This window comes from Halostagnicola bangensis (assembly GCF_054653435.1).
Genome location: NZ_BAAIGG010000002.1, coordinates 1,934,385 through 1,953,901, shown reverse-complemented (window position 1 = coordinate 1,953,901; position 19,517 = coordinate 1,934,385). Strand labels below are relative to the sequence as shown.

The 19,517-nt window shown below is 61.2% G+C and carries 21 protein-coding genes; 8 read left to right on the top strand and 13 right to left on the bottom strand.

Features of this window, described 5'->3' with window-relative positions:
- Positions 1-14: 14 nt before the first annotated feature.
- From ACYQ14_RS11410 to ACYQ14_RS11400, 3 genes are all read right to left on the bottom strand, one after another.
- Entirely contained in the window at positions 15-878 is an 864-nt protein-coding gene (locus ACYQ14_RS11410; protein WP_459888247.1) for a CheF family chemotaxis protein, read from the bottom strand.
- Positions 875-2,137: a HEAT repeat domain-containing protein gene (locus tag ACYQ14_RS11405; protein ID WP_459888244.1), complete on the bottom strand. Its 1,263-nt coding sequence runs from the start codon at positions 2,135-2,137 to the stop codon at positions 875-877. Before ACYQ14_RS11405 ends, ACYQ14_RS11410 begins: the two co-directional genes overlap by 4 nt.
- Positions 2,138-2,295: 158 nt before the next feature.
- On the bottom strand, positions 2,296-3,138 hold the full coding sequence (locus ACYQ14_RS11400; protein WP_459888242.1) for a DUF8159 domain-containing protein: 843 nt from the start codon (positions 3,136-3,138) through the stop codon (positions 2,296-2,298).
- 1,429 nt (positions 3,139-4,567) lie between these two features.
- Between ACYQ14_RS11400 and ACYQ14_RS11395 the strand changes: the two genes are divergently transcribed.
- Entirely contained in the window at positions 4,568-5,881 is a 1,314-nt protein-coding gene (locus ACYQ14_RS11395) for a COG1470 family protein (RefSeq protein ID WP_459888239.1), read from the top strand.
- Between the two features lie 44 nt (positions 5,882-5,925).
- Here the strand turns inward: ACYQ14_RS11395 and ACYQ14_RS11390 are convergent, their stop codons facing one another.
- The 8 genes from ACYQ14_RS11390 to ACYQ14_RS11355 form a co-directional block, all read right to left on the bottom strand.
- On the bottom strand, positions 5,926-6,513 hold the full coding sequence (locus ACYQ14_RS11390) for a desampylase (protein WP_459888236.1): 588 nt from the start codon (positions 6,511-6,513) through the stop codon (positions 5,926-5,928).
- 39 nt (positions 6,514-6,552) lie between these two features.
- Positions 6,553-7,491, bottom strand: coding sequence for a cobalamin-binding protein (locus ACYQ14_RS11385; protein ID WP_459888234.1), 939 nt, complete (start codon positions 7,489-7,491; stop codon positions 6,553-6,555).
- A 96-nt stretch (positions 7,492-7,587) separates the two neighbouring features.
- On the bottom strand, positions 7,588-8,100 hold the full coding sequence (locus ACYQ14_RS11380; protein WP_459888232.1) for a hypothetical protein: 513 nt from the start codon (positions 8,098-8,100) through the stop codon (positions 7,588-7,590).
- A 110-nt stretch (positions 8,101-8,210) separates the two neighbouring features.
- Positions 8,211-9,035, bottom strand: coding sequence for an SDR family oxidoreductase (locus ACYQ14_RS11375; protein WP_459888229.1), 825 nt, complete (start codon positions 9,033-9,035; stop codon positions 8,211-8,213).
- Between the two features lie 60 nt (positions 9,036-9,095).
- Entirely contained in the window at positions 9,096-10,625 is a 1,530-nt protein-coding gene (locus ACYQ14_RS11370) for a carboxypeptidase M32 (RefSeq protein ID WP_459888228.1), read from the bottom strand.
- A gap of 74 nt (positions 10,626-10,699) precedes the next feature.
- Positions 10,700-11,110 (bottom strand): hypothetical protein, encoded by a 411-nt coding sequence (locus ACYQ14_RS11365; RefSeq protein ID WP_459888225.1) that lies wholly within the window; start codon positions 11,108-11,110, stop codon positions 10,700-10,702.
- 96 nt (positions 11,111-11,206) lie between these two features.
- Positions 11,207-12,448, bottom strand: coding sequence for a M20 family metallopeptidase (locus ACYQ14_RS11360; RefSeq protein ID WP_459890052.1), 1,242 nt, complete (start codon positions 12,446-12,448; stop codon positions 11,207-11,209).
- A gap of 123 nt (positions 12,449-12,571) precedes the next feature.
- A complete protein-coding gene (locus ACYQ14_RS11355; protein WP_459888222.1) occupies positions 12,572-13,528 on the bottom strand; it encodes a glycerophosphodiester phosphodiesterase in 957 nt (318 codons plus the stop codon).
- Positions 13,529-13,766: 238 nt separating this feature from the next.
- Here ACYQ14_RS11355 and ACYQ14_RS11350 point away from each other — a divergent pair, with 238 nt between their 5' ends.
- Both ACYQ14_RS11350 and ACYQ14_RS11345 read left to right on the top strand, forming a co-directional pair.
- Entirely contained in the window at positions 13,767-14,000 is a 234-nt protein-coding gene (locus ACYQ14_RS11350; RefSeq protein WP_459888219.1) for a DUF4177 domain-containing protein, read from the top strand.
- On the top strand, positions 13,993-15,003 hold the full coding sequence (locus ACYQ14_RS11345; protein WP_459888210.1) for a DUF7972 family membrane protein: 1,011 nt from the start codon (positions 13,993-13,995) through the stop codon (positions 15,001-15,003). The genes ACYQ14_RS11350 and ACYQ14_RS11345 overlap by 8 nt, the downstream gene beginning before the upstream one ends.
- A gap of 41 nt (positions 15,004-15,044) precedes the next feature.
- On the opposite strand, the gene ACYQ14_RS11340 is transcribed toward ACYQ14_RS11345, so the two are convergent.
- Positions 15,045-15,647, bottom strand: a complete 603-nt coding sequence (locus tag ACYQ14_RS11340) for an HAD family hydrolase (protein WP_459888207.1) — start codon at positions 15,645-15,647, stop codon at positions 15,045-15,047.
- A 197-nt stretch (positions 15,648-15,844) separates the two neighbouring features.
- On the opposite strand from ACYQ14_RS11340, the gene ACYQ14_RS11335 reads away from it, so the two are divergent.
- The 5 genes from ACYQ14_RS11335 (at position 15,845) to ACYQ14_RS11315 (ending at position 18,562) form a co-directional block, all read left to right on the top strand.
- The gene (locus tag ACYQ14_RS11335) at positions 15,845-17,758 is read left to right on the top strand and encodes a PINc/VapC family ATPase (protein WP_459888205.1); all 1,914 of its coding nucleotides are present in this window, start codon (positions 15,845-15,847) and stop codon (positions 17,756-17,758) included.
- Positions 17,759-17,821: 63 nt separating this feature from the next.
- Positions 17,822-17,959 carry a hypothetical protein gene (locus tag ACYQ14_RS11330; RefSeq protein WP_459888203.1) on the top strand — a complete coding sequence of 46 codons (138 nt, stop codon included), beginning with the start codon at positions 17,822-17,824 and terminating at the stop codon, positions 17,957-17,959.
- A gap of 63 nt (positions 17,960-18,022) precedes the next feature.
- Positions 18,023-18,160 (top strand): hypothetical protein, encoded by a 138-nt coding sequence (locus ACYQ14_RS11325; RefSeq protein WP_459888203.1) that lies wholly within the window; start codon positions 18,023-18,025, stop codon positions 18,158-18,160.
- Between the two features lie 63 nt (positions 18,161-18,223).
- Positions 18,224-18,361: a hypothetical protein gene (locus ACYQ14_RS11320; RefSeq protein WP_459888203.1), complete on the top strand. Its 138-nt coding sequence runs from the start codon at positions 18,224-18,226 to the stop codon at positions 18,359-18,361.
- 63 nt (positions 18,362-18,424) lie between these two features.
- On the top strand, positions 18,425-18,562 hold the full coding sequence (locus ACYQ14_RS11315; RefSeq protein ID WP_459888203.1) for a hypothetical protein: 138 nt from the start codon (positions 18,425-18,427) through the stop codon (positions 18,560-18,562).
- 83 nt (positions 18,563-18,645) lie between these two features.
- Here ACYQ14_RS11315 and ACYQ14_RS11310 read toward each other — a convergent pair whose 3' ends face one another.
- Entirely contained in the window at positions 18,646-19,395 is a 750-nt protein-coding gene (locus ACYQ14_RS11310; protein ID WP_459888200.1) for a hypothetical protein, read from the bottom strand.
- Positions 19,396-19,517: the final 122 nt, after the last annotated feature.

Below are 19,517 nucleotides of genomic sequence, written 5' to 3'. Positions count from 1 at the left end.
GAGTGAGGGCGAAGTCACTTGCTGTTCATCGACTCGCTCGCGATGTTCCGGCCGCGCGGTTTCAACGCGACCTCGCGGCGAACACGGACCTCCTCTAAGACATCAAGTTCGATCATCCGCTCGTACATCTCCTCGACGTCGTCAGTGTCGATATCGAGGAATTCCGGCACCTCGAACGGCGAGACGCCCGAGTAAATCGCCATCAGCACCTCCTGTTCCTGACTCGAGAGGTCGATCTGGGAGGCGTTCTTCTCGGCACCCCGGTCGAGGACGGACTTGAGTATCGCGCAGTTCTGCCCGCCGCCCGAGAGGTACGTCTGGACGCTGGTGCCCTCTTCGGTGTGTTCGGCTTCGATAACCGGCCGTTCCTGTCCGCGAACCCCTCGTTCGTCGTTTTCGACGGTGCCGACGTCGTCGACTTCGATCTGGACGAAGTTACCGTTCTCGACGGCGAAGTTCGCGACGCCCTCGTTGATCTTGACGCGGGCTTTCTTCCACGAGGAGTCCTGAATCACTCCGCCTTTCACCGCGGGGTGTTTGACCAGCACGATTTCGCCGTCCAGGATCGCCTTCTGGATCTGCAGTTCGAACGCCTCGACCTCGCCCATCGAGACCAGAAACACGTTCTGGCCGGCGTTGATGCTGATATAGTCCGAGACTTTCGCGATCGTCTGGTTGACGTCGTACCGGCCGCGGATCGACTGGATTTTCCCCAGCGGGATCGTTTGCTTCCCGCTGTTGCTCGCGATCACCAATCGCTTGTTCGAGAGGACGATTCGGCCGTTCGACCAGTCGGTATCGGAGAGCTTCCGGCCCTCCTTGACGACCTGGGTGAACTGGCCCGTCACGTCGGCGAGTTTCGTCTCGGATTTGCTCATGCGAAGTCACCGGTCGGTGCGCCAACACCGCCGAGTTTCGAGAGCGCGGAGAAACCGCGCTTGCGCAGTCGGTCGTTCTCTACTCGATCGACGAATCCCGAAAGCCGTTTGCGCGACGGATCGCCGCCGACCTTTCCGAGGACGAAAAGCGCCTTGACGCGGGTCTCCACGTCGATGTGTCCGTTTTCGACGAGATCGAGCAGGCGCTTTTCTAACCCGTTTCCGTCGAGCATCGAGAGACTCGTCGCGGCGAACTTCGAGGTCATCGTATCCTCGTCGCCTAGCGTCTCGATCAACGCGTCCTGTGCCTCGCTCCGATGTTCGGTATCCGCAACCCGACCGAGCAACCAGGCCGCGTTCCGGCGCTGGGCGGTCTCCGTACTCTGCTCTAAGATGTCGACCAACGGCTGCACCGATTCGCTCGCGTTAGCCTGCTCTAACTCGCCGACGATCTTTTCGCGAACCTGATGGCTCGCATCCGCCGGGGCCTCAGAGAGCAACTGCACCAACGAGAACATCGCCGTCCGGCGAACCGTCTCGGAGTCGTCGCGCAACGCCCCCGCGAGGAGTGCGACCGCCTCGACGCTTCCGAGCCGTCCCAGCGCGTCAACGGCGATCCGTCGCAAGGTCTCGTCCTCGGCGTCGGTGACGCTCGAGAGCTCGCGGATCGCGTTGTCGGTCCCGATATCCGCGAGCGCGTAGGCGGCCTCGACGCGAACGTCGTACTGATCCTCGTGGAGGAGCTGTGAGAGGCCGGGAACGCTTTCTGCGGCTCCGATACGACCGCAGGCTCGAGCGACGCGTTTTCTCACGCTCGCGTTGGGGTCGTTCAACTGGTTGACCAGCGGCCCCACGACGTTATCCTCGCCAATCCGACCGAGGCCGGTCGCCGCCGCCATCCGCAGTTCTGGTCGATCGTCGTTCAAGCTCTGTGCGAGCGCCTGGGCCTTTTTCCACTCCGCAACGTCCTCGAGTTTCTGGCCGATAATCTCCCCGATAAGTTGCTCTAAGGCCTCCTGACCGTACTGGTCGAGGGCGTCGATTGCCGAGGCACGGACGTCCTGACTCTCGTCGTCGTTCGCCGCCGTCACCAGCGCGTCGACTATATCCTGTCTCGGAAATCGACTGTCGGCTTCCTCGGGTTCGAGACTGCCGAGTATCTCCGCCGTTCGGCTCCGTACCTTGGGATTCGAGCTCGCCTCGAGATGCTCGACGAGTTTCTCGAATTCCGCGTTCCGCTCGAGTTCGAATAGCGTCATTGTTGCGTTCTCACCTTCCTCGAGGGGAATGTCCCACCATCCGATGCATGGCCAACTATCTCCCCCACCTGTACTTACTGTTTCCGTTGATTTTCAACGAACTTGGAATGTTAGGATTTCCAATGGAACGGCGAACTGCCCGAACACAGCTCGAAACGTCATTCTGCATCGGTTTCGTTCCCTTCCGAATCTGTCGTCGAATCGCTTCCGTCGTCGGATTCGTCTTCGTCAGTAGATCCGTCGTCGGACTCGTCGTCATCTTCGGTTTCGGTATCGTCGCTCGATTCGCTTTCGCTGTCGGTCGGCTCATCTCCATCGTCGGAAAGGTCGCCGGCGTCGTCTTCCAAGAGATCGCTCTCGTTTAGCGAATCGTCGTCACCGGTTTCACCATCACCGCCGTAATCTCTGGTTTGCATAATCGTCTGGAACAGCGCCTCCCAGGAGATTTCCTCGGCGAGATACTGGTCGGCCCACTCCGTCTGGATTCCCCACCCTTCAGCCTGTCCGTCGAAGCCGCCTCGGATTTCCGTGAACAGGTTCTCGATATCGGAGCCGTGTTCGATGAGGCCGTCGGTGTACACCTGCATGATGATGACGATTTCGTCGTTCGACTCGATCTCCTCCTCAGCAGTCGACTCGTAGAAGAGGTGCAAACTGTTGTCATCCTGGTCGAGGTACAGTTCGTCGACGGTGATCCCGTTGTCCTCGAGCCAGTAGTGGAACTCTTCTGGAGTCCCGTCCGGATCGTCACCGGGGTCCGTCGGTTCGACCAATTCCTGGCCGTTGCCCTCGAGACCGGGAACGGAACTCAAACAGCCGGCAACCACACCCAGCGACAGCGTTCCGGCGGTCGCAAGTGCTTCGCGACGGCTGAGCGTTCGATCCGATCGAGTCGTGCGTCTCGACTGCGTCGTTCGCGTTGTTCGTGACGATCCGGAATCGAATTCCAACTCGCGATCGTCGTCGGCGTCCCTACTGGGAGAGCCGGCTTCCCGTGACATCTATACGTCAGCGTAGCACCAACTACGTGAAAAGCGCGTTGGCCGTCCGAACCCAATATATCAGGATAGGTATAATAATCGCCCAGAGAGTATTTCAATACCCCATCCAAACAGTTTGAAACATACGATTGGTGTCGTTTGGATGAAAACGAATCCGCTCTCGCACTCGCTAGTCAGTTCCGATAGGTACCTCTCTTTACAGACGTGTTTCCGATTTCGGACGCACCCGGGTTGGGTCGTTCTTGCTCGAGTTACTCGAGCGATCCGGCCAGCATTAGCCGTGCTCGGCGTCGGTCTCGTCCTCTGTGGACTCCTCGTCGGACTGGGGGCTGGCGTGGCGGTGGGAGCGGCAGATAGCGACACCAGTGCAGATTTCGAGGCGCTAAATGAGGGAAAAGAATCACAAACGACGGTTTCGCTTGTCGAGTCTACTATCGATGCATCTGACCCAAGCGATGACGATGTAGTCGTGCATTATGGGGATAATTTCGTAGTGAGTGGGGCATACGCCGACGGAACGCCTCCGGAGCCAGCCGTAACCGTTGACGGCGATCCGCTTGTAGTAAGAGAGGGTGTCGTTCAGACACGGGATGGGAGAGAAGATGTGGAAGTTGATTACGGTGATGAAACGGAACCGGTCGAACAAGTATCTGGATCTCCAGATATAGCAGTTGGGGGTACAAACCTAGAGATCAGTGACGATGGAACAGTACGGACAGCAGATGAAGAAGCCAACTTCGTTGGAGTCGGAGACGATCCAGCGGAATACGACAATTTTGATGAAGAGATACTGCAAATAGAGTTCGAAAGCATTGATGATATCACGGAGGGGGAAGAGCTGTCAGTCAATGTTACGTTCACGAATTATGGCTACGAAAGAGTCGAAAAAACAGCAAAGCTTTCGGGAGTAGATTCGAACGGGGAATTCGAGGAAGGAATTGATTCGTGGAAAGACGTTGAGTTAGATGGTGGTGAGCAGACCACGAAATCGTTCGTAGACGAAACCGATATCGGATACGGAGACATGAACGAACTCCAACTCGAGCTCGATGGCGAGCGAGAGGCGGATACAGCTATCGATGTAAAGGAGGCGGAGCTATCGATTGTTAGTTTTGATGCGAATACACCAGTCGAGGGAGAGGATTTGAGCCTCAGCGGTGAGATAGAACGTATCGGTTCAGTTCCGTTCGATGAATTGACAGCGACAGTTTCGATTAACGGACAGGAAGTCAAACACGAAACGTTCGACCTCGATCCTGGTGAAAGTGAAAGTGTCGGGTACGAAACAAACAATAGTTCTCACGAAAACGGAGAAGCAACAATTGAGACGGCGTACGTTCCTGAGTCGAGTGAAAGCGATGGAGACGTAATCACAAACGAGGATGAGGTCGAAATAACGATAATCTCGAGGCAAGACCACAACGAGAGTATGTCTGCAACCATTCTCAACACGTCAGTTGGAAACCTCTCCGAAGAACTCGAAGTGAACGCCTCGATCGACTACGACGGGGACGTTCCGGACGGCGAAACCGTCGTTCCGACGACGTTCCTCGTCGACGGTTCGGTTGCGAACGAAACGAACGTGACGGTCGAGGACGGCTCGCCGACGGACGTGACGTTCGCGACGGAACTCGACGAGGATACCGTTCCGGTGACGAGCGTAACTGTCGAAACGCCCGGCCGGAGTGACACGGTCGAGTTCGCTCGAGCGGTTACGACCGATGTCAGCGTGAACGATCCGTTCGCGTCGAACGAATCCCTCGAGGCGGTAGTCGAGATAGAAAACGACGGCGACACACCGGAGATGGTGAACCTCACGGTGTCCGTCGACGATCCAGCCAGCGTAGAATCCGACGGAAGCGAGAGCCGGGAACTATCGGTGAACGCGTCCGAAACGGTCGAAGCGGAATTTACCTTCGAGCCGACCGATCACGCATCCTCCCAGATCGAAGTGACGGCGGAGGCGGGTGACTCGTCCGATACGGCGACGACGAACCGGCCGGTGTTCGAGGTCGAAGACGTCGAACTCGAGGGAGCGGACGACGCCGGATCGGGGCTCACCATGAGCGGAAACGTAACGAACACGGGCGAGATTCCGGACACCCAGACCATCCAGTTCACGCTGGACGGAGAACTGGTCACCGAGAAGAACGTGACGCTCGACCCCGACGAGTCTGAAACGGTCTCGGCCGATATCGAGCCGCCCGAGGAAGACGGTGAGTACGGGTTTGGCATGACGGCGAACAACGAAACTGCGACTGCGGGCGAGTCCGCCGAAGGAAGCGCAGAGATCAACGTCTCCGGAACGTCGCTCCTCGATCGGCTCTCGTCGCTGGCGCTCCCGCTCTTGCTTCTCGGACTCCTGGTGATCGGCGTAGTTGCCCTCAAATACCGTGACGATCCGCAGGCGTTCAAACGCCGCATCGCGACGGCGCAATCGACCGTCCAGAGCGCCGTTCAGGGAATCGTTGGCGGCGGCGGGTCGGTCATCGTCGAAAACGGACTGCCGCGGGACTCGACGGTTCGGATACAGGTAAAGGACGCCAACGGCGTCGTCTTTCAGGAGGACCTCCAGCTCGCGGACGGCGAACAGCGGGAGTTCCCATCGCTCCCCGACGACGGCCAGTTCGAGGTCGGCGTCGGCGTCGACGATGTCGCCTCGCACTCGGAGGTCTTCCAGGGGCCGACCGACAGCGTGGGAGTCGTGCTCCAACCGGACGGCATTACCATCGCGGAACTCTGAAGCCGGACGAACCGGACCGAAACAGCGCGAGATCCCGAGAAAGCTCACTCGAGGACGATCCGTTCGCGCTCGAAGTATCCCTCGTCGCCGAACTCACCCCTGTCGCTGGACCCATTCTTATCGTCAGATACACGACCATCAATAACTTCGGCGTCAGGAGCTTTGGCGTCGGCTCCGTCGCGCCATCGCCAGGAACCGAGCCGTGTTCGCCGCGTGTCGTCAGCGCTCGAGTCGCCCTCACCGGTCAAGTCGTCGTCTCCATTGGACTCCCCGCCGTCGTCACCCGAACCGTCCGCCCCGAGCGAGACGATGAGATACGACCGATCAGGCCACGTCGCCCACGCCGCGTCCGTCTCGCTCGGCTCGAGCGGGCCGCGCGGGTGGGAGTGATAGAACCCGACGATTTCTTCGCCCCGCGCTTCCAGTTGATCGAAAATCTCGAGCTGTTCCTCGGGATCGAGTCGGTACCGCGTCCGGGTGTTCCGGGCGGCGTTTTCGGCGGGGTAATGGGATCGAACGCGACTCTCGTCGACGCCGAACGACCCGCCCAGAACGCCACAGATTTCGTTCGGTACGCCGCCTCGAGCGGCCGCCACGATTTCCTCGCGGATATCGGCTGGGAGTTCAATCATTCGTCTCGAAGAAAACCGATTTCGTTCATGAGTAGGAACTCACGCCGGAACTCCCTCGAGACGCTCGAGCGGCAGTGCAACTGATTCCTCGGGCGGTCCCTCGAATGGGTCGGGCGAAATAATCTGGGCGAGCGCCTCGAGCGTGTCGACCAGCCGCGGGCCGGGTCGGTTGAGGTAGTGATTGCCGTCCATCGCCCAGACTCGTCCCGCTTTGACGGCCGAAAGCTCCGCCCACCCCTCGAGCGCCGTCAGATCCTCGATGTTCGCGGCCGTCTGCTCGAGGTCGAATCCGCAGGGTGCGGCGACGATAACCTCGGGATCGTACGCGCGGATCTCCTCCCACTCGCGGGGTCTCGAGCGCTCGCCGGGATCGGCCAGTCCGTAGGAGCCCCCGGCCCACTCGACGAGTTCGGCCGTCCAGTGGCCGGCGATCATGACGGGATCGGTCCAGTCGAAGATGGCGACACGGGGACGCGAACCCGCGTCGGCGAGGCCCTCCCGCGTTCGGGATCGAACCGATTCGATTCGCTTCTCGAGGCCATTGACGACCGTACTCGCTCGCCGACCGTGACCCGTTGCCTCGCCGACGCGCTCGATATCCTCCAGTACGTCACCCGCGGTGTGAGGGTCGGTCGTCAGAATCTCCGGGTCGGCGTCGATGCGCTCGACGGCTTCCTCGATCACCACCTCGTCGACCGCACAGACGTCGCAGATCCCCTGGGTCAGGACGAGATCGGGGTCGAGTTCCGCGAGCGTCTCGAGGTCGACGTCGTAGACGCCGTCGCCGTCCGCCACCGACTCGAGCACCTGTCGGTCGATCTCGGAACTCGCGGCGTCGACGTCGACGCTCGAGGCCGTAATCGACGGAATGTCCCGCACTGACGGTGGATAATCGCACTCGTGGGAGACCCCGACCGGCTCGAGATCGAGCGCGGTAACGATCTCGGTCGCCGACGGAAGGGTCGTGACGATTCGCATAACCGGCTAGTCGGGCTGGAAGACTAAAAACGGAGTCGCTCGAGGTGGCTTCGGGAGCGTTCAGTCAACGCCAAACAGCTTCTTCTCGAGAGCGGTCTACTGCTTGCCGGGCTCTTCGTCGATATCGAACTCGCCGGACTCCTCGTCGGTGCTGAACTCGTTGGCTTCCTCATCGATATCGAATTCGTCGGTCTCGAGTTCGTTACCGTCGACGTCGACGGTGCCGTCTTCGATTTCGATGACGGTGCCGTCATTCGACGGGTCGTCGCGTCCGAAGACGCGCTTGGCCGCGGCCTCGGTTTCCGCGTTTACCTCCCAGGCGAATCGCAGAACGGTCTCGAAGTCGGTGCCGGCGGCGCGCCCGGCGTGGTCGTCCGCGAGTTCGGCGAGACTCTGTGCACCCTCCGGGTGGAGATACTGAATAGGGTGGTTGTTCGGAACCTCCTGCAGGTCGACGTTGAACGACCACAGGTACGGCAGCAGTTGGACGGCGTAGCCGTGCGGTTTCGGCGCTCGCCGTCCGGCGGCCGTTAGCGCGACCGTCGCAGCCGTGTTCTCGGCGCTTGTGTCGTAGTAGACCCCCTTGAAGCCCGGAATTGGTACTTTCATGGGACGATCCTAGGGGGCTCCGCTCGAGAGTGTATACCCGGCACATCCAACCCCGTTTTAGCGGGGGGAGTACGACGCTCGAGGCGATCGACTCGACGCGAGCGACCGGCTCAAAAGCCGCTGAACTTGTCCCGTCTGAAGAGGTCGAGTTCGCTCACGCTCGAGGACTCGCGCGTCGCCGCGAAGGCGATGGCCTCGGCGATCTCCCGCGGCTCGGTCGCCTCGTCGGGATCGAAGCGCTCGGCGAAGGTGTCGCCGTCGGTCGTCTCGAACTCCGAGCGAACTTCGGAGGGGTTGACGATCGTGACGCCGACGCCGTCGTCGCCGACTTGGGCGGCGACGCTTTTGGCGAATCCCCGAACCCACCACTTCGTTGCCGCATAGACGGGGTTGAACGGCCGGGGATACTGCCCCGCGAAGCTCCCGACGAAGATCAGGTGGCCGTCGCGCTCTCGAACGTGGGGGATCGCCGCCCGCGTCGCGTAGAAGACGCCCCCGACGTTGGTCTCCTGCATCGTCTCGAACGCCTCGGTCTCAAGGTCCTCGACGGCGCTCCCGCGAGCGAGACCCGCGTTGTTCACCAGCACGTCGATCCCGCCGAAGCGGTCGACGGTCTCCGAGATGAGCGAGTCAACTTGAGACTCCTCTCGGACGTTCGTCGGTGCGACGAGCGTTTCAACGTCGTGATCGCCCTCGAGTTCGCCCGCCAGCTCCTCGAGTCGGTCCTCGCTCCGGGACGCGAGGACGACGTTCGCACCCTCAGCCGCGAGCGCTCGAGCCGTCGCCGCTCCGATTCCCGCGCTCGCTCCGGTGACGATCGCCGTCTGTCCCTCGAGTCGGGCGGCAGGGCGGTCTGTTGTCGACGCAGTATCGGCGTTCGTTTCGGATTCCTCTGAGTCCGCCGTCGGTTCTTGTGCGTGTCGCTCGTCGGACATAGGTGTGTTCTCGAGACGAAATCGGTTGTAGCTTGTCCCGAAATGGTCCGCAAGCTGGCGCTATTCGAGATCGTACAGCGCGCCGTACTTCGAATCGACGTACTCGAGGAAGTAGTCGGCCGTGAACGACTCGCCCGTCGCTTCCTCGATCAGATCGGGCGTGGTGTATCGTTTCCCGTGGGCGTGGACGTTCTCACGGAGCCAGCCGTTCAGGTCGTCGAACTCTCCGTCTCGAGTGCGGTCGTCGAGATCTCCCAACTCGTCCTCGGCGGCCGCATACAGCTGTGCGGCCAGGACCGAGCCAAGCGAGTAGGTCGGGAAGTAGCCGAAGGAACCGTGGCTCCAGTGGATGTCCTGCAGACAGCCCTCGGCGTCGGTTTCGGGGCGCACACCGAGGTACTCCTCGTACTTGTCGTTCCAGACCTCGGGAACGTCTTCGACCTCGAGGTCGCCCGAGATGAGCGCGCGCTCGATCTCGAAGCGGATCACGATGTGGAGGTGGTAGGTCAACTCGTCGGCTTCGACCCGAATCAGGTTGTCGTCGTACACCTGATTTGCGGCCTCGTAGGCCTCCTGCGGGGACACCTCCTCGAGTTCGGGGAACCGCTCTCGAGCCGTCGGGAGGAAGTGCTCCCAGAACGGTCGAGAGCGTCCGACGTGGTTCTCCCAGAGTCGCGATTGGGATTCGTGGACCGAGAGGTCCCGCGATTCGCCAAGCGGCGTGCCGTACTCCTCGTCGGGGAGGCCGATGGTGTAGTTGGCGTGGCCGAACTCGTGGATGACCGACGTGATCGAGCCAAGCAGGTCCTCCTCGTCGAAGCGGGTCGTAACCCGGGCGTCGAACTGGGTTCCGGAGGAAAAGGGGTGCGGAGCCGTATCGAGGCGGCCACGGCTCCAGTCGTAGCCCAGCGCGTCGAGGACGTCGCGGGCCAGCGCCTCCTGATCGTCGTCGTCGAACTGCCCGGAGAAGGCGTCGGTCGCGAGGGCAGCGTCGCTGTCGTCGATCGCTTCGATCAACGGCACGAGTTCGTCCCGCAATCGCTCGAGGATCTCCTCTGCGGTCTCAAGGTCGAGGTAGGGCTCGTACTCCGCGAACAGAACCGCGTATGGATCCGCGTCGGGATCGATGTGTGCGGCGTACTCGCGTTTGAGCTCGACGAGTTTCTCGAGGGTTGGTGCGAACTGCTCGAAGTCGTCCTCCTCGCGGGCCTGGGTCCACGTCGGGTGCGCGTTGGAAGTCGTCTCCGAGATTTCTTCGACGAGCTCCTGTGGGACGCTCGTCGCGCGGTCGTGCGTCCGGCGAACCTCGCGAACGACCGCCCGCTGATCCCCGGAGAGTTCGTCGCTCGCGGCTTCTAACTCCTCGAGAAGCTGTCCCGTCTCCTCGGCGGTCAGCAGTTCGTGGCTGAGCGAGGACAGCGTCGAGAGCTGTTTCGCCCGCGCCGGCGTCCCCGCTTCGGGCATGATGACTTCCTGATCCCAGCGCAAGATGCCCGCGGCGTTGCCGACGTTCGAAATCCGCTCGACGCGTTCCTCGAGGCGGTCGTAGGCCTCGGCCGCGTCAGTCGTCTGTGTCTGATCCGTTGCCATTAGAATGGGGTACTCGAGCCGGACCCATCAACGTCCGGGTTCCGGAGAGCAAAAAGTGGGATAGCGTTTCGTTCTCAGTCGTCGATCTCGTGCTGGTAGATCGCCAGATAAATCGAGGCAATGGCACAGATGATCCCGCCGGCGAAGACCAGCGAGTACGGCGACTCCTCGGGGGTGAGCCACGTATCGGTGACCGTGAGACCGATGAAGCCGACCGGGAGCAAGACGAAGGCTCCGTTACGCAACGCCATCGCGATCCGCCAGCTCCAGCCTCGAGAACTCGAGGAGTCGCCGGATTCGTCTGCGTCGGTCTCCGTGACATCGTCCGTGTCGGAACCGTCGTTCGTCATTCCCTCGGTTTTCGGCCGATCGGTCCCCGAATCGGGCGTTTCAGTCGGTTCGGAGCCACCCTGTGTCGGTAACTCGCCCCGATCCGCGCGCTCGCGGCGGCGGGTCCGCTCGAGGTCGTTTCCTCCGGAATCCATTAACCGAACTGACAGTCCGAAGGCTCGTAAGTCCACCGCTGGCAGCGTCGCCAGACTCGAAGACTGAACTCTTGTGGGGCGCGTTCGAATCCGGACTCAGATCAACTGTTCCGCGGTTCGTCGATAGGTCTCGAGACAGCGCTCGAGGACAGCAATCGAGACGCTTTCGGTCTTCGTGTGCGCCTCGCCGGGTTCGGAGGGGCCACAGATTACACACTCCGTGCCGGCCTGGGAGAGCCAGCCCGCATCCGTCGCATGGGGTTTCGTCACGAGTTCCGGAACGCCCGATTGGGACCGGTCCGCGGCCTCGAGGACGGCGTCGGCGAATGCGTAATCACCACATTGCATCGGTGGGAGATCCTGGTCGATCGTCCACTCGATACCCTCGCGGTCCGCGACGGTCTCGAGGGCCGCCCGTTCGCCCGGAACCGTGCGCTCGTCGATCGTGATCGTACACACCTCGGGGACGACGTTCCACGCCGACCCGCCGTCGATTTCGGTGACGACCAAGCTCCCGGCGAGTCGGTCCCCCGCGACCTCGAGGGTTGGGACCTCAAGGTCCCGAATCGCATCGACGGCGTCGGTGGCGCGGTATATCGCGTTCTCTCCCGCCTCGGGTTCACTCGCGTGTGCGGCGGCTCCGCGGGCGGTGATCGTGCTCGCGCGCCGGCCCTTGTGGGCGACGGCGACATCTGTCACGTCCGGCCCGGAGTAGTTCGTCGACCCTTCGCCGACGACGGCGTAATCGGGGGCGAAGCCGTTTTCGATCGCGTGGCGAGCGCCCGTCCCGCCGATCTCTTCGCCGACGAAGCTCGCGAAGACGAGTTCGCCGGGGCGAGCGTCGGTGTCAGCGTGGGCGCTCGAGTCGGAGTCGGTGCTCGAGTCGGAGTCGGTGCTCGAATCAGAGTCGGTGCTCGAGTCGAAATCGCCGCCCGGGGCCGACTCAAGGTCACAATCCCGGAACGCGATCGCCGCGGCGGCCACGGCTCCTTTCATGTCCGCGGCACCGCGGCCGTAGATCCTGCCGTCGCGTTCTTCGACGACGTACTCGCCGTCTGCGACCTGGGACTCGTCCGGAGGGACGACATCGTGGTGGCCGACGAACGCGAGCGACTCGGGCTCGAGGCTATCGGTACCGTCGACCGCACTGCTCGAGAATCGTTCGTCCGGTCCGACACCTCCCCGGCGCTTTCGTGCGATGACGTTCCCTGCCTCGTCTCGAGTCACCGCCGCGTCAGTTTCGGTTCGGAGCCACTCCTCGAGAAAGTCACCCGCCGTAGTCTCGTCCTCGTGGCTCGGGATGGAGACCAATTTTCGCGTGAGATCGACGACAGTCATACCGAGCGGTTCGGCCTCGAACGTGTTTGTTCCACCGGAAGCGGACGAGCGATCGGGGCGAACCCACGTTGAGAACTCGTGAACGGTACCGTCGTCCATCGATGGCGCGACTCCGACGATCCGTCAGTACCGCTCGAGCGCGCCCCAGCGGACGATCTCGGAGTAGTCGAGGATGAGTCCGTCGACGCCCGCCTCAAGGAGCCGTTCTGCCTCGTACCACGTGTTGATCGTCCACACGTTGACCGGCAGATCCCGGTCGTGCGCTTCGGCGATGAGATCGATCGATTCGTACGCGTCGTCGTCGAAGAACGGAGTTCTACAGATCATGTCAAGCGGGGGGTTGATCGCATCGACGTCGTACTCGTCGGTTACTGCGATCCCCTCCTCGATTGAGGCCGAGAGGAGGTAAGCGACCGGAACGTCGGGAGCAATCTCCGTCAAAGTTGCGAGAGCGCCCTCCCAGAACGTCGAGAACAGGAGTTCGTTCTCGTAGTCGGTCGCGATCTCGACGACTGTCTCGAGCCACTCCCATTCCTCCCGTTCGGTCGCCGGGTCCTCGACTCGACCGAACTGGACGTTCGGAGACCCCTCCTTTAGGTCGATATTGACCCCCGTTTCGGCTGGAATGGCGTCCATGGCTTCATCCAGTGACGGGACTGTCTGCCCGCTCTCGAGGACCTCCGCCTTGAACACCGTTTCGGCGGGCGTCTCGTAGACCGCGCCCTCGATATCGGTCAGGTCGTCCAATTCGGTGTCGTGAAACACGGCAATGTCGCCCTCGAGCGTCGGATAGACATCGAGTTCGACCCAATCCGCCCGTCGCCGATTAGCGGCATCGTCAGTTCCACCCTGAGTCGCGAGTTCAAACGCCCCGACGGTGTTTTCGGGATATGTGTCGGCGAACCCTCGGTGGGCGATGACCGTCGCACGGGCGTCGCGAGCGTTCGGATCCGCGCCGTCAGCACCGCTCCGATCCCAGCTCTCACTGTCTTCCACTGCCGCGGTACCGATCGATGATGTGACAGCGCCGCCCGTTACCGCCGCGCCAGTTCCGATTACGAATCGCCGCCGGTTCAGCATACTTGTCGTATCTCGCATGACAGTTGGGTTCTGGTGTCCTTTCGATTGATATTTTATATTTTTAATAAATATATAGAGAGACAAATTAAGTAGCGTATAGAGATATCAGTATCGGAATGACTGCTCGTGAGTTGAAATAAGTCCGCCGAATCGTTGACGTGACGGACGGCCAGTCGGTGCCGTCGCAGACGACACATACAGGGACAATCGTTTTCCGTGATTTCGTGATAGAGAGCCCATGACATCGAATGCGGAGACGATATGGGAATACGAGACGGCCCGACCGCCTCGAGGGGCCACCAGAGAAGAGGCCGATGATCCGGAAGACCTGTTGAACGAGTACGGGAGCGCGGGGTGGGAGTTCATCGATACGATCGAGTACAGCGGCGGCGGCACGAAGTTCCTCGTGTTCAAACGTCCCGCTCACGGTGACGGCGACGGAAAACGATCGACGGAAAACGACAATGAGTGACGAGCAAGTCAGTACGCAGGACACGATGCGCGAGCGGGCCGACGAAAGCCGGCTTAAGCTCTGGTTGCTCGTCGGCGCGAACCGACTACTCGTCACCGCTGTCCTTTCTGGCACCTTCTTCGTGCTGTTCATGCTCGGTGCCCTCGTGGATCCGACCCTCTCGGACTTACTCGAGGATCGAGGCGTCATCGAGTCGCTGTTTTCCTCGATGGTCGGCGCGCTCATCACCGGCGTCACCTTGGTCGTCACGATCAGCCAGTTGATCGTCTCCCAGGAAAACGGGCCGCTTGGCGAGCAACGGACCCGAATGAGCGAGACGATGGACTTTCGAGACTACATTAAGGAACTCGTCGGAAAACCCGCGCCGGCGGATCCGTCGACCTTTTTGCGGGAGATCGTCGGAGCGACCCAGACCCGCGCCGAAGACGTTCGCGAGAGCGTACAGTCGACGAACGATCCGGAACTACAGGACGAGGTCGGCGAACTGGTCGACAGCATCATCGGCAACTCCGAAACTGTCCAGGAGAAACTCGACGGCGCGAAGTTCGGCACCTTCGACGTCGTCTACGCGTCGATGGACTACAACTACGCCTGGAAGATCTTCCAGATCGAACGGATCGAAGACGACTACGAGGACGTCCTCGAGGACGAACACTTCGACGCCTTCGACGAACTCCGAACGTCGCTGGTCATGTTCGCTCCCGCCAGAGAGCACATCAAGACGTTGTACTTCCAATGGGAGCTCATCGATCTCTCGAGGATGATCCTCTACGCCGCGATTCCGGCGTTGCTCGTCTCGGGGATGATGCTGACCTTCGTCGACGCCACCATGCTCTCTGGGACGACACTCGGCGTGGAGAACATCCTCTGGGCCGTCGGCCTCGCGTTCACGTTCACGCTGGTGCCGTTCCTCATGTTGACCGCGTACGTGCTTCGGATCGCGACGGTCGCGAAACGGACCCTGGCAATCGGAGCGCTGATCTTGCGGGACTCTCAACGCTGAGGGTATCTCGAGGCCGTTAGCTTCACTCGTATTCGTTAGCTCTACTCGAGGTCAGAGCTCCAGCCGAAAACCTCGGGAAGCTTCCCGAACCCGTCTTCCTCGTATCGGTGGGTCGCCCAGCCGACCTGCGCCGCACCCTCTATATCGTCGTCGGAGTCCCCGACCATCGCGTACTCGTCGGCCGGGAGGCGTCGCTCGGCGAGCGCGAACGGCTCCGGATCGGGTTTGTGCACACCGGCGTCGTAGGACGAGACGATCGCGTCGAAGTGCGCGTCGAGATCGTACGCCTCGAGCTTGCGCAGTTGCCAGGAGCGAATCCCGTTCGTCAGCACGCCCAGTTTGAACTCCTCGCTCAGCGCCTCGAGGTGGGCGTGGACGCGTTCGGGCGGTTGGCAAGCCTCGACTTCGCGCTCGCGGAGTTCCTCGAGAAGTTCGTCGGGGTTCTCGCCGACGGTCGCGAACGCGTTTCGGGACGGGTTGGGCTCGCACGCGGAGAATACATCGTAGAACCTCTCGTTGTAGGTCTCGACCCACTCGTCTCGAACCTCGCCCTCGACCGTTCGGAACGTCTCTGCCAGAATCTCGTCGTACGCTCGAGTGAAGTGCAAGAGCGTTCCGTCTACGTCGAAATAGATCGCTTTCATGTCGTGGATAACACTTTCTGTCGGATTCGTATAATATCCATTGACGGTCCTGGTTCGGTCGAAGCGTTCGACGACTCTCCATCGGACCGCCTCCAACGACCAGCGGTAGAAACGACCCCAAAACAGCGCTCGAGCCCACCAGAACCCATCCCGCTCGTTGAACACCCTTATTGGCGTCGGCAACCCTATGTTGATACATGAACGTCGTGCCGGACACGAGCGTGGTCATCGACGGCCGCGTCTCGAAGACGATCGAAGACGGGCAGTTCGAGGGAGCGACGATTTCGGTACCCGAAGCCGTCGTCGCGGAACTCGAGGCGCAGGCAAACGACGGCTACGATAGCGGCTGGGATGGCCTCTCGGAGCTCAAGCGACTCGCCGACCTGGCCGACGACGGCGTCATCGACGTGGAGTACGTCGGCGAGCGCCCGAACGCCATCGAGCGGGGCCACGCCTCCGAAGGCGAAATCGACGCCCTGATCCGGGATCTGGCCGAGGATCTCGAGGCGACCTTCCTCACGAGCGATATTGTGCAAGCCGAAGTCGCCCAGGCGAAAGGTCTCGAGGTCGAGTACCTCTCCCCGAAGGTTCGCGAGGTCGGTACCCTCTCCGTCGAGGGCTACTTCGACGAGGAGACGATGAGCGTCCACCTCAAGACGGACACCGTACCGATGGCAAAACGCGGCGCACTCGGCGAGATGCGCTACGAGGAGATCGCCGACGAACCGCTCGATGAGGAGACGATGGACGAGTACGCCCGCGAGGTCGTCGATGGAGCCAAGGAGTCGAGCGACGGCTTCATCGAACTGAAGGAGTCCGGGATGCAGATCGTCCAGTTCCGTGACTTCCGGATCGCTATCGCCCGACCGCCCTTCGCGGACGGGATCGAGATCACCGCGGTTCGCCCGATCGCCCAGACCGACATCGAGGACTACGAGCACGCCGACGAGTTGAAAGATCGCCTGCTCGAGCACCAGCGCGGCGTCCTCATCTCCGGCGCGCCCGGGGCTGGCAAGTCCACGTTCGCCCAGGCGGTCGCCCGGTACATCTCGGACAACGACTACTCGGTGAAGACGATGGAAAAGCCCCGAGACCTGCAGGTCGGGCCCGAGATCACCCAGTACACGGAACTCGGCGGCGAGATGGAGAAAACCGCGGATGCCCTGTTGATGGTTCGACCCGATTACACCATCTACGACGAGGTCCGCAAAACCAACGACTTCGAGGTGTTCGCGGACATGCGACTCGCGGGCGTCGGGATGCTCGGCGTCGTTCACGCCACGCGGCCGATCGACGCCCTCCAGCGGCTCATCGGTCGGGTCGAACTCGGAATGATTCCGCAGGTTGTCGACACCGTGGTCTACATCGAGGCCGGGGAGGTCGCAAAGGTCTATGACGTCCAGACGGAGGTCAAGGTCCCCGCGGGACTCACCGAGGAAGACCTCGCGCGACCGGTTATTCAGGTCAAGGAGTTCGAAACCGGCGTTCCCGAGTACGAAATCTACACCTTCAACCGCCAGGTCGTCACCGTTCCGCTCGACGGCGACGAGGATGGCGGACCGGGTTCGGAATCCGGCGTCGACCGCATCGCCAAACAGGAGATCGAACGGGAGATTCGCTCGATCGCCCACGGCTACGTCGACGTCCAGCTCAAGAGCCAGGATCGTGCGGTCGTCTACGTCACCGACGACGACATCTCGAGCGTGATCGGGAAAGGCGGCGGCCGGATCAACGACGTCGAGAACCGACTCGGCATCGACATCGACGTTCGCACCCACGACGAAAACCCCCACTCCGGGGCGGGCGGTGCGAGCGGTGGCACCCAACACGCCGGCGGCGGTTCCGCAAGCGGCGGGAATGCGGGCGGTGGAAACAGCGGCGGCCAGCAGGCCGGCCAGATCGTCCAACCCGAGATCACCTCGAGACACATCGTCATCCCCGTCGACGGTCACCAGAGCGAAACCGTCGAACTGCAGGCAAACGGCGAGTACCTGTTTACGGCGACGGTGAGCCGCGGCGGCGAAATTCAGGTCTCTCGAGGGAGTGCGATCGCCGACGAACTCGAGCAGGCGATCGATCGGACGGAGCCGATTACCGTCGTGCCCTCGTAAGCAGTTGGACCGCGAGCGAGCGGAGCGAACGAGCGGCCTTTTTTAGCGTAGATTTTTTGGAGGATGGGTGACCCCGAAGGGGGAACCCGACGAGAAAAAAGGTACGCGTGTGAGATTCAGGTCTCTCGAGGGAGTGCGATCGCCGACGAACTCGAGCAGGCGATCGATCGGACGGAGCCGATTACCGTCGTGCCCTCGTAAGCAGTTGGACCGCGAGCGAGCGGAGCGAACGAGCGGCCTTTTTTAGCGTAGATTTTTTGGAGGATGGGTGACCCCGAAGGGGGAACCCGACGAGAAAAAAGGTACGCGTGTGAGATTCAGGTCTCTCGAGGGAGTGCGATCGCCGACGAACTCGAGCAGGCGATCGATCGGACGGAGCCGATTACCGTCGTGCCCTCGTAAGCAGTTGGACCGCGAGCGAGCGGAGCGAACGAGCGGCCTTTTTTAGCGTAGATTTTTTGGAGGATGGGTGACCCCGAAGGGGGAACCCGACGAGAAAAAAGGTACGCGTGTGAGATTCAGGTCTCTCGAGGGAGTGCGATCGCCGACGAACTCGAGCAGGCGATCGATCGGACGGAGCCGATTACCGTCGTGCCCTCGTAAGCAGTTGGACCGCGAGCGAGCGGAGCGAACGAGCGGCCTTTTTTAGCGTAGATTTTTTGGAGGATGGGTGACCCCGAAGGGGGAACCCGACGAGAAAAAAGGTACGCGTGTGAGATTCAGGTCTCTCGAGGGAGTGCGATCGCCGACGAACTCGAGCAGGCGATCGATCGGACGGAGCCGATTACCGTCGTGCCCTCGTAAGCAGTTGGACCGCGAGCGAGCGGAGTGAGCGAGCGGCCTTTTTAGTGGAGGTGAGCGACCCGTGAGGCCGAGGGTTCGACAGGTCAATTGAACCGTTTCCGAGTGAGGAAGAGGATGACCGCGGTGACGAGGAGAATACCGAGGTAGGCTGTTGCTTCTTCCCAGCCGAATACGATACTGTCGAGTGTCCCCTGTGAACTTCCGATAGCCCACAGGATCGGCCAGAGAACGAGGAGGTTCCGGTCGAACGCACGAAAGAGTGCCGCATGAATAGCCCCGAAAAACAAGAGGATGAGTAATCCGGCCAGTGTCGTCGTTCCCACGTGAAACAATGCGAAGGCGGCGCCAGCGAGTACGATACCGGGACCAGCACCGAACGCCTGCTCGAACCGAATCTGAAGCCACCCGTGGACGAAAAACGGTTCCCAGATCATCAGCCCGACCGTGACGATATGAGGGATTAAAACGGCGGCAGGTTCGTTCACAAAGATGAGGCCGGGAAGGAGTACCAGCGCAGCAATAGTTGATGCAACGACAGCTCGCCGCCACCCGCGAGTCGTAATACCGAGCTCCGAGAGCGGCTCGTCTCGCACATAACACGCGTAGTAAATGGGAAACACAATAGTGAGACCGAAGTTTCCGACCAGCAAGAACAGGAGAAGCGACTCAACCGAATCGCTTACCGACTGAAAATAGTAAATACCCCACAGTGCGAATAATGAGAGAATCGCGACGAGGGTATCAGCGTCCGGTTCGAACCGCACATCTCTCACCGTTGCAATAGCAACTCCGACTCTCGTCTGTAGCGTCTTCGTGGAGAGAAGGCGGGCCATGGAAGTGAATATGGCCGCCATCTAATAAAAGATTAGCAACACGTCTACCACAGCCACGGCGCAATCATGTGAGGGCGACACCGATCGTGCCATCCTCGAGCGAACGAGTGCATCGGACCGCG

Excerpts from the sequence above, each read along its gene's own strand:
- ACYQ14_RS11410 (WP_459888247.1), bottom strand. The coding sequence starts at position 878 with ATGAGCAAATCCGAGACGAAACTCGCCGACGTGACGGGCCAGTTCACC.
- ACYQ14_RS11405 (WP_459888244.1), bottom strand. The coding sequence starts at position 2,137 with ATGACGCTATTCGAACTCGAGCGGAACGCGGAATTCGAGAAACTCGTC.
- ACYQ14_RS11400 (WP_459888242.1), bottom strand. The coding sequence starts at position 3,138 with ATGTCACGGGAAGCCGGCTCTCCCAGTAGGGACGCCGACGACGATCGC.
- ACYQ14_RS11395 (WP_459888239.1), top strand. The coding sequence starts at position 4,568 with ATGTCTGCAACCATTCTCAACACGTCAGTTGGAAACCTCTCCGAAGAA.
- ACYQ14_RS11390 (WP_459888236.1), bottom strand. The coding sequence starts at position 6,513 with ATGATTGAACTCCCAGCCGATATCCGCGAGGAAATCGTGGCGGCCGCT.
- ACYQ14_RS11385 (WP_459888234.1), bottom strand. The coding sequence starts at position 7,491 with ATGCGAATCGTCACGACCCTTCCGTCGGCGACCGAGATCGTTACCGCG.
- ACYQ14_RS11380 (WP_459888232.1), bottom strand. The coding sequence starts at position 8,100 with ATGAAAGTACCAATTCCGGGCTTCAAGGGGGTCTACTACGACACAAGC.
- ACYQ14_RS11375 (WP_459888229.1), bottom strand. The coding sequence starts at position 9,035 with ATGTCCGACGAGCGACACGCACAAGAACCGACGGCGGACTCAGAGGAA.
- ACYQ14_RS11370 (WP_459888228.1), bottom strand. The coding sequence starts at position 10,625 with ATGGCAACGGATCAGACACAGACGACTGACGCGGCCGAGGCCTACGAC.
- ACYQ14_RS11365 (WP_459888225.1), bottom strand. The coding sequence starts at position 11,110 with ATGGATTCCGGAGGAAACGACCTCGAGCGGACCCGCCGCCGCGAGCGC.
- ACYQ14_RS11360 (WP_459890052.1), bottom strand. The coding sequence starts at position 12,448 with ATGACTGTCGTCGATCTCACGCGAAAATTGGTCTCCATCCCGAGCCAC.
- ACYQ14_RS11355 (WP_459888222.1), bottom strand. The coding sequence starts at position 13,528 with ATGCTGAACCGGCGGCGATTCGTAATCGGAACTGGCGCGGCGGTAACG.
- ACYQ14_RS11350 (WP_459888219.1), top strand. The coding sequence starts at position 13,767 with ATGACATCGAATGCGGAGACGATATGGGAATACGAGACGGCCCGACCG.
- ACYQ14_RS11345 (WP_459888210.1), top strand. The coding sequence starts at position 13,993 with ATGAGTGACGAGCAAGTCAGTACGCAGGACACGATGCGCGAGCGGGCC.
- ACYQ14_RS11340 (WP_459888207.1), bottom strand. The coding sequence starts at position 15,647 with ATGAAAGCGATCTATTTCGACGTAGACGGAACGCTCTTGCACTTCACT.
- ACYQ14_RS11335 (WP_459888205.1), top strand. The coding sequence starts at position 15,845 with ATGAACGTCGTGCCGGACACGAGCGTGGTCATCGACGGCCGCGTCTCG.
- ACYQ14_RS11330 (WP_459888203.1), top strand. The coding sequence starts at position 17,822 with ATGGGTGACCCCGAAGGGGGAACCCGACGAGAAAAAAGGTACGCGTGT.
- ACYQ14_RS11325 (WP_459888203.1), top strand. The coding sequence starts at position 18,023 with ATGGGTGACCCCGAAGGGGGAACCCGACGAGAAAAAAGGTACGCGTGT.
- ACYQ14_RS11320 (WP_459888203.1), top strand. The coding sequence starts at position 18,224 with ATGGGTGACCCCGAAGGGGGAACCCGACGAGAAAAAAGGTACGCGTGT.
- ACYQ14_RS11315 (WP_459888203.1), top strand. The coding sequence starts at position 18,425 with ATGGGTGACCCCGAAGGGGGAACCCGACGAGAAAAAAGGTACGCGTGT.
- ACYQ14_RS11310 (WP_459888200.1), bottom strand. The coding sequence starts at position 19,395 with ATGGCCCGCCTTCTCTCCACGAAGACGCTACAGACGAGAGTCGGAGTT.